At 66.3% G+C, this 12,962-nt stretch carries 12 protein-coding genes; 5 read left to right on the top strand and 7 right to left on the bottom strand.

From position 1 onward, the window contains the following. Nucleotides 1-23 precede the first annotated feature (23 nt). On the bottom strand, nucleotides 24-1,283 hold the full coding sequence (pstS, locus tag M9902_RS00495) for a phosphate ABC transporter substrate-binding protein PstS (protein WP_343231865.1): 1,260 nt from the start codon (nucleotides 1,281-1,283) through the stop codon (nucleotides 24-26). 13 nt (nucleotides 1,284-1,296) lie between these two features. Here pstS and M9902_RS00490 point away from each other — a divergent pair, with 13 nt between their 5' ends. After that, the gene (locus M9902_RS00490) at nucleotides 1,297-2,490 is read left to right on the top strand and encodes a porin (protein WP_297220346.1); all 1,194 of its coding nucleotides are present in this window, start codon (nucleotides 1,297-1,299) and stop codon (nucleotides 2,488-2,490) included. Between the two features lie 64 nt (nucleotides 2,491-2,554). On the opposite strand, the gene M9902_RS00485 is transcribed toward M9902_RS00490, so the two are convergent. The 6 genes from M9902_RS00485 to M9902_RS00460 all read right to left on the bottom strand — a co-directional run bounded on the left by M9902_RS00485 (nucleotide 2,555) and on the right by M9902_RS00460 (nucleotide 9,843). After that, nucleotides 2,555-4,081, bottom strand: coding sequence for an efflux transporter outer membrane subunit (locus M9902_RS00485; RefSeq protein ID WP_297220336.1), 1,527 nt, complete (start codon nucleotides 4,079-4,081; stop codon nucleotides 2,555-2,557). Continuing rightward, nucleotides 4,078-5,199 carry an ABC transporter permease gene (locus tag M9902_RS00480; protein WP_297220329.1) on the bottom strand — a complete coding sequence of 374 codons (1,122 nt, stop codon included), beginning with the start codon at nucleotides 5,197-5,199 and terminating at the stop codon, nucleotides 4,078-4,080. Before M9902_RS00480 ends, M9902_RS00485 begins: the two co-directional genes overlap by 4 nt. Before the next feature lie 2 nt (nucleotides 5,200-5,201). After that, nucleotides 5,202-6,362 (bottom strand): ABC transporter permease, encoded by a 1,161-nt coding sequence (locus tag M9902_RS00475; RefSeq protein ID WP_297220320.1) that lies wholly within the window; start codon nucleotides 6,360-6,362, stop codon nucleotides 5,202-5,204. Next, on the bottom strand, nucleotides 6,359-8,131 hold the full coding sequence (locus tag M9902_RS00470; RefSeq protein WP_297220318.1) for an ATP-binding cassette domain-containing protein: 1,773 nt from the start codon (nucleotides 8,129-8,131) through the stop codon (nucleotides 6,359-6,361). The genes M9902_RS00475 and M9902_RS00470 overlap by 4 nt, the downstream gene beginning before the upstream one ends. A gap of 1 nt (nucleotide 8,132) precedes the next feature. Next, nucleotides 8,133-9,152 carry a secretion protein HlyD gene (gene hlyD / locus M9902_RS00465; RefSeq protein WP_297220316.1) on the bottom strand — a complete coding sequence of 340 codons (1,020 nt, stop codon included), beginning with the start codon at nucleotides 9,150-9,152 and terminating at the stop codon, nucleotides 8,133-8,135. Nucleotides 9,153-9,234: 82 nt separating this feature from the next. Then, nucleotides 9,235-9,843 carry a TetR/AcrR family transcriptional regulator gene (locus M9902_RS00460; RefSeq protein WP_297220314.1) on the bottom strand — a complete coding sequence of 203 codons (609 nt, stop codon included), beginning with the start codon at nucleotides 9,841-9,843 and terminating at the stop codon, nucleotides 9,235-9,237. A gap of 171 nt (nucleotides 9,844-10,014) precedes the next feature. Here M9902_RS00460 and M9902_RS00455 point away from each other — a divergent pair, with 171 nt between their 5' ends. The 4 genes from M9902_RS00455 (at nucleotide 10,015) to M9902_RS00440 (ending at nucleotide 12,921) form a co-directional block, all read left to right on the top strand. After that, nucleotides 10,015-10,512 carry a CinA family protein gene (locus M9902_RS00455; RefSeq protein ID WP_297220312.1) on the top strand — a complete coding sequence of 166 codons (498 nt, stop codon included), beginning with the start codon at nucleotides 10,015-10,017 and terminating at the stop codon, nucleotides 10,510-10,512. A gap of 62 nt (nucleotides 10,513-10,574) precedes the next feature. Next, nucleotides 10,575-11,210, top strand: coding sequence for a transcriptional repressor LexA (gene lexA, locus M9902_RS00450; protein ID WP_297220310.1), 636 nt, complete (start codon nucleotides 10,575-10,577; stop codon nucleotides 11,208-11,210). A 185-nt stretch (nucleotides 11,211-11,395) separates the two neighbouring features. Beyond that, nucleotides 11,396-12,415 (top strand): recombinase RecA, encoded by a 1,020-nt coding sequence (recA, locus tag M9902_RS00445; protein WP_297220308.1) that lies wholly within the window; start codon nucleotides 11,396-11,398, stop codon nucleotides 12,413-12,415. Further along, complete coding sequence (locus tag M9902_RS00440; protein WP_297220306.1) at nucleotides 12,412-12,921, top strand: regulatory protein RecX; 510 nt, start codon at nucleotides 12,412-12,414, stop codon at nucleotides 12,919-12,921. Before recA ends, M9902_RS00440 begins: the two co-directional genes overlap by 4 nt. Nucleotides 12,922-12,962: the final 41 nt, after the last annotated feature.

The following is a 12,962-nucleotide window of genomic DNA, read 5'->3' as shown; positions in this document are numbered from 1 at the left end:
GTGCTGCCGCAGCCGGAGTGGAATCAACGCAGCTTCTGCTGTGCCCAGTAAGCCTCGACCTGGCGCACCACGGCGTCCGGCAAGGGCACATAGCCGAGCGCGGTGGTCGCGGCGTCGCCGTTGGCGTAGACCCAGCGGAAGTAGTCGATGGCCGCGCGCGTGCCCGGCTTGCCGTCCTTGCGCACCAGGATGAAATTGGTGGCGGTGATCGGCCACGCATTGGCGCCCGGCGCGTTGGTGACGATCAGATAGAAGTCCTTGCTCCCCGCCCAGTTGGCGCTGGTGGCGGCTTCGGCGAAGGAATCGTCGTTCGGCAGGACGTAGTTGCCGGCGGCGTTCTTCAGGCGCGGGTAGGCCAGCCGGTTCTGCACGGCGAACGCCAGTTCGACATAGCCAATGCTGCCGCGAATCTGCTTGATGTAGGCGGACACGCCCTCGTTGCCCTTGCCGCCGATGCCCGTCGGCCACTTCACCGTGGTGCCTTCGCCCACCTGCGCTTTCCAGGACGGGCTGACCTTGGACAGGTAATTGGTGAAGTTGAAGCTGGTGCCGGAACCGTCGGAACGGTGCACCACGGTGATCTTCAGCGCCGGCAGCGGCAGGCCGCGGTTGCTGGCGGCGATGCGCGGGTCGTTCCACATCGTGATTTTGCCGAGGAAGATGTCGGCCAGCACGTCCGGATCGAGCTTCATCGCGCCGGCGGCGACGCCGGGCAGGTTGAAGGCCGGCACCACGCCGCCGATCACCGACGGAAACTGCGCCAGACCGGAGCGCGCGAGTTCTTCCGGCGGCAACGGCTTGTCGGACGATCCGAAATCCACCGTGCCGGCCTTGATCTGGGCGATGCCGCCGCCGGAGCCGATCGACTGGTAGTTCACTTCCTTGCCGGTGGCGGCCTTGTAGTCGGACGCCCACTTGGACATGGCGGGATAGACGAAGGATGCGCCGGCGCCGGTGACGTCGGAAGCCATGGCCACGGAGGTGAGGCCCAGCGCCAGCGCGAATGCAACGAGACTGGATTTGAGGGACTGAATCACGAACGACTCCTGGGGGTGGGGAAGACGGCGGGGCAGGCCCGCCTCGCCGTGTATTCCAGCGTGTCCGGGTGACGCCAACACGACGATTCCATGACAGTTCCGTGACAGCCGTGGCCGCGATGCGCGGAAACCGAATCGCCAAATTTCCGACACGAAACCGCAACACGATTCCTGTGGAATGCGCCGCGGATGGGGCCGCCGGCGATGGGCCGCGCGCAGCCGCCATCCGGATCGCCAATTCCCCATCCGGAGTGACCCCATGCGTTCTGCACAACTGGCCGCCGCGATCGCGCTGGCCGTCGCAAGCTTCAGTTTCACCGCCGCCGCGCAAACGGCGCCCAGCGCCCAGGACATCGCCGAACTGAAGGCGCAGATCGCGGCACTGCAGGCCCAGGTCCAGAATCTGGAAGAGCGCAGCGATGCGCAGTCTGAAGTCAACGTCGCCCAGGCCGCCACCAACGAGCAACTGGACGATTTCTCCGCATTGCGGCGGCTGGTGAACGACACGAAAATCAGCGGCCGCCTGTATTACGACCTGACCCACATCGAAGACAGCAACCGGGGCGTGAAGACCGACAAGTCCGGCTTCGCCTTCGACATCAAGCGTTTCTACCTAGGTGTCGATCACAGGTTCAACGACCGCTGGTCGATGAACCTGACCACCGACTTCCAGTACTCGTCGGCGATCTCGTCCACCGAGATCTACATCAAGAAGGCCTATGTGCAGTACAAGCTGAGCGATGCTTTCGTGCTGCGCGCCGGTTCCACGGATCTGCCGTGGGTGCCGTTCGCCGAAAGTTGGTACGGCATGCGCTACATCGAAAACACCCTCGCCGACCGGCTCAAGTTCGGTACCTCGGCCGATTGGGGCATCCACGCGAGCGGCAAGCTGGCCGGCGGTTCGCTGGAGTACGCGGTCGCGGCGCTGAACGGCAATGGCTACAAAAACCCCAGCCGCAGCCAGGGGCTGGATTTCGAAGGCCGGCTGAGTTTCTCGCCGACCAGTCGAACGGTGCTTGGCGTGGGCCTCTACACCGGCACGCTTGGCCGCGACAAGGAGACGACCCCCGCGCTGCACACCGCCAACCGCGTCAATTTCATGGCGGCGTACAGGAACGGCAACACCCGTCTGGGCGTCGAGTATTTCCAGGCCAACAACTGGAACAACGTCGCCACCGTCGCCACTGACAAGGCCAGCGGCTGGTCGCTGTGGGGCAGCCATGGCCTCAATCAGGCCGGCGTCACCCTGTTCGCGCGCTACGACAACAGCCATCCGAGCCGCACGCTGGATCCGACCTTGCGCGACACCTACTACAACCTCGGCGTGGAATGGCCGGTGGCGCCCGGCATCAAGCTCGCCACCGTGTACAAGCACACCGAGCAGCGCAATGCCTTGCGCACGCGGGATCTGCAGACCGACGAGTTCGGCGTCTGGGGCGAGTTCCGGTTCTGATCGGGCGTGGCGGCCGGATTCGGCGGCTGCCGTGGAACCGTTTGATGAGCCGGCGGCCGGTGGATCAATCCGCCCCGGGCTGCGCTGGTGCCGTGGCGGTGGAGACATCGCCTTCGGCTCGCTGCGGCGCATCCCAGCCGCCGCCCAGGGCCTTGTACAGGGCGACCAGCTGGATGGCGCCGTCGGTCCGGGCATGGATGCGGGCAAGCGCGGCTTCATGGAACTGACGGCGTGCCGCGAGCAATTCGAGTCTGGAAATATCGCCGGCCGCAAGGCGTGACTGTGCGTGTTCCAGGACGCGCAGGCTGGCATCGAAGGCCTGCGTGCGCTGGTCGAGTCTGTCCAGTCCGGCCCGATAGTCGCCCAGGGCCTGCTCGGCATCCGCGAGCGCGGACAGGACGGCCTGTTCGTAGGCCAGCGCGGCTTGCTGCGTGGCGGCTTCGCGGGCCCGGATCTCCGCACGGACGCGGCCACCGTCGAACAGCCGCCACGACAGCAGCGGCAGGATGGAAAGCCGTTCGCTGGACCCGGCGAACCAGTCCTTGCCGGCCAGCGCCTGGAAGCCGCCGCTGGCGCTGATCGACAGCTTCGGGAACAGTTCCGCAGTGGCCACGCCGATGTCCGCCGTGCTGGCGGCCAGGCGCCGCTCGGCGGCGTACACGTCGGGCCGGCGCCGCAGCACGTCCGCGCGTTCGCCGACCGGAAACGGGCGCAGCGCGATGTCGGCAGGCGTGGCGTCTTGCAGGTCGAGCCCGGCCTCGGGTGGCTCGCCGAGCAGGACGGCCAGCCCGAGCAGGGCCGCGCGGCGACGGGCCGCGATGGCGGGCAGGAGGGACTGCGCCGCGGTCCATTGCGCCCGGGCTGTTTCGACATCCATCTCCGAGGCATCGCCGGCCTGCGCGCGCGTTCGGGTCAGCGCGAAGGCCTGCTGCAGATCGGCACTGCGCGCTTCCTGCGCCCGCAGTTCCTCGCCGGCGCCGCTGGCGACGAACCATGCCCGCGCCACTTCGGCGACCACCCGGACGCGCACGCCCTGCGCCTCGGCACGGCGTGCCTCCCAGCGCGCCGTTGCTCCCTCCAGCGCCCGTCGCTGGCCGCCGAACAGGTCGAGCTCCCAGGACGCATCGAAACCGACGTCGCGAATCGTCTGGGTGGCGTCGAGGCCGGGAATCCGGTCGATCGGCAACGGGCCGTTTTCGCTCTGGCGCCGTCGGGTGACGCCTGCGCCCGCAGCCGCCACCGGAGCCTGCCCGCCGGCGACGCGGTCGCGCAGGGCGCGCGCCTCGTCGATGCGCGCCTGCGCCTGCCGCAGGTCCAGGTTCCGTTCGAGCGCGGTCGTCACGAGGCGATCGAGTACCGGGTCGCCCAGCGTCTGCCACCAGTGGGTCAATCGTTCCGGCGTCGCCGCGTCCGCCCCGGCGTCGCTCCAGCCGTCGCCGGTCGTCACCGCGGGCGCCGAGCGGTAATCGGGGCCGACGGTGGTGCAGGCACCCAGCGGCACCGCGCAGGCCAGCGCCAGGGCAAGCCGGGCGGAAAGGTGCCGGGGCGTGGCCATCGTGGTCGGCGTGGTGTCGGAAGGGGGCAGGTTCATTGCAATCTCCCTCGGATGGAGACAGTGGCGAGCGTGAGGGTTGCCGTCGCGATCAGGGCCAGGGGCCAAAGGCTGGCGAGGAGGTCGGACAGTGGCATCGACTTCAGGAAGCTGCCTTCGATGATGATCAGGAAATGGGTCAGCGGAATGGCCTGCGCCAGCCATTGCAGGAACAGCGGCATGTTCTCGACCGGGGTGGCGAATCCCGACATCAGCACCGAAGGGACGCCGATCGCGAAAGCGCCGAGGATCGCTTGCTGCTGGGTCTGGCTGAATGCGGAAATCATCAGCCCGATCCCGACCGCGGCCAGGATGAACAGCACCAGCCCCGCCAACAGCAGCAGGAACGATCCGGTGAAGGGGATCGAAAACAGCACGGTTGCCGCCGCCACCATCAACAGTCCGAGCAGGGTGCCGATGGCCAGCGCCGGCAACGATTTGGAAATGATGATCTCCGGGGTGGAGACGGGTGAAACCAGCAATTGGTCGAAGGTGCCCAATTCGCGTTCGCGTGCGATCGACAGCGAGGTGATCAGCAGCGCGCTGAACAGGGCGAGGATGCCGGTCAAACCGGGGACGATGAACCAGCGATAGACCAGATTCGGGTTGAACCAGTGACGCACGGCGACGGGCGATGCGATCGCCGCGGTACCGGTTTCGGCCCCCATGTCGGCGACGATCGCGGACAGATAGCCGAGCGCGATTTGCCCCGCATTGCTGCGGCGTCCATCGAGCAGCACCTGCACGGGAGCGGGCTGCCCGGCGACGAGCTTGCGCGAGAAGTCCGGGGGGATATCCAGGGCCGCGATCACCTGGCCACCGTCGAGCAGCGCGCGCAGTTCGGCGCGGTTGTCCACGCGCCGAACGCGATGGATGAACTGCGCGCTGTCGAGCCGCAGCAGCAATTCGTGCGAACCGCGTCCGCTGTCCTGATCGCGCACGGCAATATCGACGTTGCGCACTTCCAGTGTGGCTGCGAAAGCGAACACCAGCAGTTGCAGCAGCGGCGGAACGAAGACGATCAGTCGGCTGCGCGGATCGCGCAGCAGGCTGAGCATCTCCTTGATGAATTGGGCTCGCAGCCGGGTCAGTGAAAAGAGGCGGGACGCCGTGACCATGGTCAAGGCTCCAGATTCTTGCGCGTGGCTCGCTTGGCCAGCAGGAAGAACACCGCACCGATGGCCGCCATCGCAAGCAGGTCGGGGATAAACACCGACCACAGGTCGCCGGCGAGGAACACGGTCTTGAGCGAGGTCACGAAATAGCGCGCCGGGACCAGCCAGGTGATGGCGCGGATCGGTGCCGGCATCGCGTCGATTTCGAACAGGAATCCGGACAGCATGAATGCCGGCAAAAACCCGGAAAACAGCGCGATCTGGGCGGCGAGAAACTGATTGCGCGCCAGCGACGAGATCAGCAGGCCCTGGCCGAGCGCAGGCAGCATGAATACCGCCGACAGGGTCAACAGCGCCAGCAGCGAACCGTGCAGAGGCACGCCGAACACGGACACCGCCAACGCGGCCGAAGCAAGCGTCGACAGCATGCCGAGCACGAAATAGGGCAGCAATTTCCCGATCAGGATCTCGGCGATTGAGGCGGGCGTGGACAGGACCGCCTCCATGGTGCCGCGCTCCCATTCGCGCGCGACAACGAGCGCGGTGAGCATGGTGCCGATGATGGTCATGACGATGGCGATTGCGCCGGGCACCAGCGCGCGCCGGCTTTCCAGTTCGGGATTGAACCAGTAGCGCGGTTCCAGCGCGACCGCTGCCGATGGCGCGTTTGGCCCGCCGCCGCGCCAGGTCTGGATCACGCCCTGGGCGTAATTTGCGACGAAGTTCGCCGTGTTGGGCTGGGAGCCGTCGGTGATGATTTGCACCAGTGGCTGGCCATCGTGTGCAGCCATGCGTCGTTCGAAATCCTGAGGGATCACGACGAACCCGCGCAGGGTGCCCGAGACCAACCGATCGGCGACCTCGCGGCGGTCGTGGGCGAAGCTGACGTCGAGATAGCGGGTGGCTGCAAAAGCGGCCGCCAGCGACTGCGCCGATGCCGAAGGCGATTCCACCACCACGCCGATGCGGACATGGCGCGCATCCAGAGAAACCGCGTAGGCAAACAGCAGCAGCAGGACCACCGGAAGCACGAACGCGATCAACAGCGTGGAGGGGTCGCGCAGCGCTTGCAGGCTTTCCTTGCGCACCAACGCCAGCAGGCGCCCGCGGTCAAAGCGACGCAGAGGACTGGCCGCAAGTGGCGGCAAGCTGGAGTTCGCGCTCATGCTGCCTCCGTTTGACGCCGATCGACCGCTTCCACGAGATGGATGAAGGCGTCTTCCATGGTCGGATCGGGATGGGTGGCGTCGATCGCGCTGCGCTTGATCGCATCAGGCGTATCGAGGGCAATCAGTTTTGCCCGGTACAGCATGGCGACCCGATCACAGTACTCAGCCTCGTCCATGAAGTGGGTCGTCACCATGATCGTCACGCCCTTGCGGGCGAGACCGTTGATGTGGGTCCAGAATTCGCGACGCGTCACTGGATCGACGCCCGAGGTGGGCTCGTCGAGAAACAGCACCGGTGGCCGATGCATCAATGCGCAGGCCAGCGCCAGTCGCTGCCGGAACCCCAACGGCAGCGCTTCCGGCGCTGCGTCCAGCCACGGCTCCAGCCCGAAGGTGGCGATCATTTCGTCGATGCGCTCGCGCCGCAAGACGCCGTCGAGGCCATACACACCGGCCGAGAATTCCAGGTTCTGGCGCACCGAGAGCAGGCCGTACAGCGAGAATTTCTGCGCCATGTAGCCGAGCCTGGCCTTGGCTGCACCGGTGGCGCGACGCAGATCCATGCCGGCTACGTGGGCTTCGCCATGGCTGGGTTTGAGCAGGCCGCACAGCATCTTGAACGTGGTTGATTTGCCGGCACCGTTTGGCCCGAGCAAACCGAAGATTTCACCCTTGCGCACCTCGAAACTGACGGAGTCGGTGGCGGTGAATTCGCCGAAGCGCTTGGTCAGTTGGCGGCAGGTCACGGCGTTTTCGACATCCAACGTGACCGGGGGCATGCGTTCGGCCAATGCCGAGGTGCCGCCGGGGCCGCCGCCGAGCAGATCGATGAATGCATCTTCGAAGCGTGCCGGGACCGGCGCGAGTGCGACGGCTTCTTCCGCGGCCAGCGTCTGAATCGCATCCACCGCGGCACCGTTGCGCAGCACCACGCGAACCCCGGCACCCTGGATCACACCGTCACCGACGCCAGGCAGGGCCAGTGCGCGCGCCAGCACGTCGCGGCGGCGGCCGCCGATGTTTTCGAGTCGAAAGCTGCGTCCCGACAGCCGCCCGGTCAATTCCGCCGGTGGCCCGTCAAAGGCCAGCGTGCCCTCGTTCAACAGCAGGACGCTGGCGCAGCGCTCGGCTTCGTCGAGATAGGCCGTTGACCACACCACCGCCATGCCTTCGTCAGTGAGCGCCAATACCATCCGCCACAGATCCTGGCGGCTGACCGGGTCCACCCCGACGCCGGGTTCATCCAGCAGCAGCACCTTGGGGCGCGCCATCAGCGCACAGGCCAACCCCAACTTCTGTTTCATCCCGCCGGACAGTCTTCCGGCAAGGCGACGGGTGAACGGTGCCAGTCGGGTGAAGTCGAGCAGTTCATCGAACAGTGTGGCGTTCCGGTTCGCGTCCATTCCGCGCAGATGCGCGTACAGACGCATGTTTTCCATCACTGTCAAGTCTTCGTAGAGACCGAAACGTTGCGGCATGTAGCCAGTGGCAACGTGGATGGCGTCGTTGTCCTCGACCACGTTGAAGCCGGCCAAACGCGCGCTTCCCGCATCGGGTACCAACAGCCCGGTGAGGATGCGCATCAGGGTGGTCTTGCCGGCACCATCCGGGCCAACCAGTCCGGTCAGGCATCCGTACTGGATTTCGGCATCCAGCCCGCGCAAGGCATGTACCTTGCCGAAACGCTTGTGCAGGCCGCGAATGACCACGGCGGCACCGCTGCTGCCTGACTTTTCGACCGTGCCGCTGGCGGGCGTGGCAGTCATCCTAGCGCTTGTCCGCGGGTGCGGCGTTCACGTCAATCGTCACCGGCATGCCTTGGCGCAGGGCTGCATCTGCATCGGTCACCACGATCCGCAGCCGATAGACGAGATCGGCGCGCAGATCGGTCGTTTCCACCGTCTTTGGCGTGAATTCCGCACGCGGCGAAATGAAGCCGATCTGACCGTGATACACCTTGGTCGAACTGTCCGATCGCAGCGTCACGCGGGCACCGGGTGCGATGCGCCCCAGTTCCGTTTCACCAACATAGGCGCGCACATACACTGGTCGATCCAGACTCAGGACGTAGACCGGAGTCTGTCCGTTGACCATGCTGCCGGGCTCGCGCACCCGCGTGATCACGGTGCCGGGTCCGGGGGCCAGCAGGGTGGCGTCCGCCAATGCGGTTGCGGCCTGTGCGCGCGCCGCTTGCGCGGCCTGCAGGCGTGCCTCGGCCGCTTCGATGTCCTCCGAACGTGCACCCTCTCGGGCCTGGGACAACGCAGCCTGTGCGGATTTCAGCCCGGCGGCGGCCTGCTCCTGCGCGGCTCTTGCCACGTCCAGAGTGCGCTGGCTGGCGGCGCCGCTGGCCTGAAGGCCGAGTTGCCGCTGCAGGTTGCGGTCGGCTTCGGTGGCTACTGCGCTGGCCTGTCGCAAGGCCTCTCGGGCGCGCACGAGCTCTTGTGGACGCAGTCCGTTGCGCAGCTTGTCCCGCTCGGCGCGGGCGACCGCAACCGCGGCGTCGGCGGCGGCCAACCCATCGCGGTAAGGCCCGGCATCCAGCACTGCCATGCGCGCGCCTGTCGCCACCTGATCGCCTTCCTCGAAGGTCATTGCGGCGATGCGTCCGGGCTGACGGAAGGCCAGCTGCACTTCGCGGATGTCAACGTTGCCGTACAGGCGCACTGCGGCCGTGCCACGACCATCTCGCTGCATCCACAGCCAAGTCAGACCCAGCAAAACAAGGACGATGGCGACGCCCGCCCATGTACGCAGGGCAGAGGGGGAGGGACGGCCAATGCTCATGGGTGGGCGTCTCCATCGTGAAAGGCGGGCAGGTTTGCTGGCGCAAGCGTCGGGACTGCGCGTGTGCCGCATGCAAGAGTGCTCATGGTCTGGCTTCGATCCCGCGACGATAGATCGCGAAGGCGCGTGGGGCATCGCGGCGGATGGTGTCGCTGTTTCCGGAGAGCAGGGATTGCATCACCAGCCCTTGAACGGTGCCGATGAACAGCGAAATCGCTGCATCCACGTCCAGCGCCGAGTCCAGTTGCTCCCTTGCCTTGGCTGCATCGAACAACTGCTGCAGCCGCTGGCGATAATGCGAAAGAAGTGTCTGCACCATCCGCCGTGTCACGCTTTCACTCGGGCGCTGCAGTTCCGCGAACAGCATTCGCGGCACGCCTGGATGATCCGCCACGAATCCGGCGTGGGCCAGGAACATCGCTTCCAGCGCCGCCAGCGGAGAGGCGGCATTGGCCGACGCCGCGTCCAATCGCGACAACAGACGTTCGGACACCCAAGCCATGACCGCTTGCACGATGGCGTCCTTGTTAACGAAGTGGCGGAACAACGCACCCTGCGTCAGCCCCATCCGGGCAGCAATCTCGGTGGTCGTGATATCGCTGGGATTGCGCTCGGCGGCCAGAGAAACCACGGTCTCGACGGTTGCGTTGCGGCGTACGTCGGCTGGGAGATAGCGAGGAGATGGGGACATGGGAGCATTCAAAGTAAGTAATCGCTTACTAACATACCGGCTTGCGGAAAAATTGCAAGTTGAAATTTGACTCGACGCTGAACGTCCGTTTCGGGCAAAGGAGGCGTGCGGCGGCTTTCGCTCCTGATCGCCATGCGATACAAAGCGACTTCCGTCCGCGGGAGTCGCGTCGTGTCTGTTCCCACCAACACCGAGTTGAATGCCTTGGCGCAGGCCGTGGGCGAACGCCTTGCGGCTGCACGGCAGATGCTGGTGACCGCCGAGAGCTGCACCGGCGGCTGGATTGCCAAGTGCGTGACCGAGGTCGCCGGTTCGTCGGCGTGGTTCGACTGCGGGATGGTGGCCTACAGCTACGAGGCCAAGCAGGCGCTGCTGGGCGTGCGGCCGCAGACGCTGGAACAGACCGGCGCGGTCAGCCGCGAAACCGTGGTCGAAATGGTCAGCGGTGCGCTGGTGCATTCCGGCGCGACGATTGCGGTGGCCGTCACCGGGATCGCCGGTCCTGGCGGTGGCAATGAGGACAAGCCGGTGGGGACGGTGTGGATCGGCTGGAAGCGGCGCGGCGGTTATGCCCACGCCGAGCTGTTTCATTTCGACGGCGACCGCGACGCGGTGCGTCGGCAGACCGTGGCGGCAGCGCTGCACGGGCTGGAGCACGAACTGGGGTGAGCGGGCGGAGCGCAGGCCGGCGCGCTTGACGACCACTGGCATTAGTAGTATTACTACTAAACATGAGCCTGACCGATACCCAGCGCGCGATTCACGCTTTCCTCGCCGAACGCATCGAGGCCGACGGCTATGCGCCCTCGCAGGCGGAAATCGCCCATGCCTTTGGTTTCAGCGGCGTGCGCGCCGCGCAGTACCACTTGGAGGCGCTGGAAGCGGCTGGCGTGATCGAACGCAGCCCCGGGCGCGCCCGCAGCCTGCGCTTGCTGCAGTGGCCGGACTGGCCGCGCCAGCTCGACCTGCCGGCCAACGACGATGCGCTGCAGCTGCCGGTGCTGGGGCAAGTGGCGGCCGGCGTGCCGATCGGTGCCGACATCGGCAGCGAGCAGGTGGTGCTGATGGACCGCACCCTGTTTTCGTTGACCCCGGATTATCTGTTGCGCGTGAAGGGGGATTCGATGCGCGATGAAGGCATCTTCGACGGTGACCTGATCGGCGTGCACCGCACCAACGAGGCGCGCAGCGGGCAGGTGGTGATCGCCCGAATCGACGATGAAATCACGGTCAAGCTGTTCAAGCCGACCCGCGGCAAGGTCCGTCTGCTGCCGCGCAATCCCGATCACGATCCGATCGAGGTCCAGCCGGGGCAGGACTTTGCCATTGAAGGCCTGTACTGCGGCCTGGTGCGTCCGCATGGCTGAGCTGGCGGCCCGGGTCGAGCGCAATTCCGATGCTTGGCGCGGCGTTTTCCGATTTCCCCGCTTTGCGCAACATGAAAAATTTTCATCGCGGCCCGCCAGCGTCGCAGTCCGTGCGACTGGCCCCGCCTAAGCTGTCTCCGTACCGAACGCACACCATCCCCAACCGCTTTCTAAGGAGTACCCCGATGGACGAAAACAAGAAGCGCGCGCTGGCCGCGGCCCTGACCCAGATCGAGCGCCAGTTCGGCAAGGGCTCGGTGATGCGCATGGGCGACCGCACCGTGGAAGCGGTGGAAACCATCGGCACCGGCTCGCTGATGCTCGACATCGCGCTGGGCATCGGCGGTCTGCCCAAGGGCCGCGTGGTCGAAATCTACGGTCCGGAATCCTCCGGCAAGACCACGCTGACTCTGCAAGCCATTGCCGAGTGCCAGAAGGTCGGCGGCACCTGCGCCTTCATCGACGCCGAACACGCGCTGGATCCGGTCTACGCGCAGAAGCTGGGTGTCAACCTCGATGACCTGTATCTGTCGCAGCCCGACACCGGCGAGCAGGCGTTGGAAATCGCCGACATGCTGGTGCGCTCCAATGCGGTGGACATGGTGGTGATCGATTCGGTGGCCGCGCTTACCCCCAAGGCCGAGATCGAAGGCGAAATGGGCGACCAGCTCCCCGGCTTGCAAGCGCGCCTGATGAGCCAGGCCCTGCGCAAGCTCACCGGCAACATCAAGCGCAGCAATACCCTGGTGATCTTCATTAACCAGCTGCGCATGAAAATCGGCGTGATGATGCCGGGCCAAAGCCCCGAAGTGACCACCGGCGGCAATGCGCTCAAGTTCTACGCTTCGGTGCGGCTCGACATCCGCCGCATCGGCAGCATCAAGAAGGGCGACGAGATCATCGGCAACCAGACCCGGATCAAGGTGGTCAAGAACAAGTTGGCGCCGCCGTTCAAGCAGGTCATTACCGAAATTCTCTATGGCGAAGGCATCTCGCGCGAGGGCGAGTTGATCGAGATGGGTGTCACCGCGGGCCTGGTCGAAAAATCCGGTGCCTGGTACAGCTACGACGACCAGCGGATCGGGCAGGGCAAGGAGAACGCGCGCCAGTTCTTCAAGGAAAACCCGGAGATTGCGGCCAGGCTGGAAGCGCTGCTGCGCGAGAAGTTCGTCCCGCAGGAAGCCGCGCGCGAAGAAGGTGAATGAAGCATCCGGGACCCGGGCCTGACAGGGATGTCGCCTCCCGGCGCCGGCGCCCGCCGCACGTCGAGCCGGCCCCGACCCAGCGCGCGCTCGCGCTGCTGACGCGGCGCGAGCACTCGCAGGCCGAGCTCGCGCGCAAGCTGGCACAGCGCGGCGTGCCTGTCACGGAGGCGCAGGCGGTGGTGGACAGGCTGGCCCGCGATGGCTGGCAAAGCGATGCGCGCTTTGCCGACGCCCTGTTGCGCGCCCGCGCCAGCGGCGGCTATGGCCCGGCCTACGTCCGCGCCGAGTTGGCCAACCTGCACGGGTTGTCGGCCGGCGTCATCGCTGCCGCCATGGACGGCTTCGAGGGTGATTGGTTGGCGCTGGCCCGCGACCTGGCCCGACGGCGGCATCCGCAGGCGTTCTCCGGGGCGGTCACCGCCCGGCGCAAAGCCCTGGATTTCCTCTTGCGTCGCGGCTTTTCCATGGACCAGGCACGCGCCGCGCTGGCCCAATCCCCGCCTTGAGCCCAAGCGCACCTGATTGCGGTCGGGGCGGTCCGGCAAAG

The sequence above is a fragment of the Thermomonas sp. genome (assembly GCF_023953935.1).
Taxonomy (GTDB): Bacteria; Pseudomonadota; Gammaproteobacteria; order Xanthomonadales; family Xanthomonadaceae; genus Thermomonas.
The sequence above is the reverse complement of the archived record's forward strand: the minus strand, read 5'-3'. Positions and strand labels throughout refer to the sequence as shown.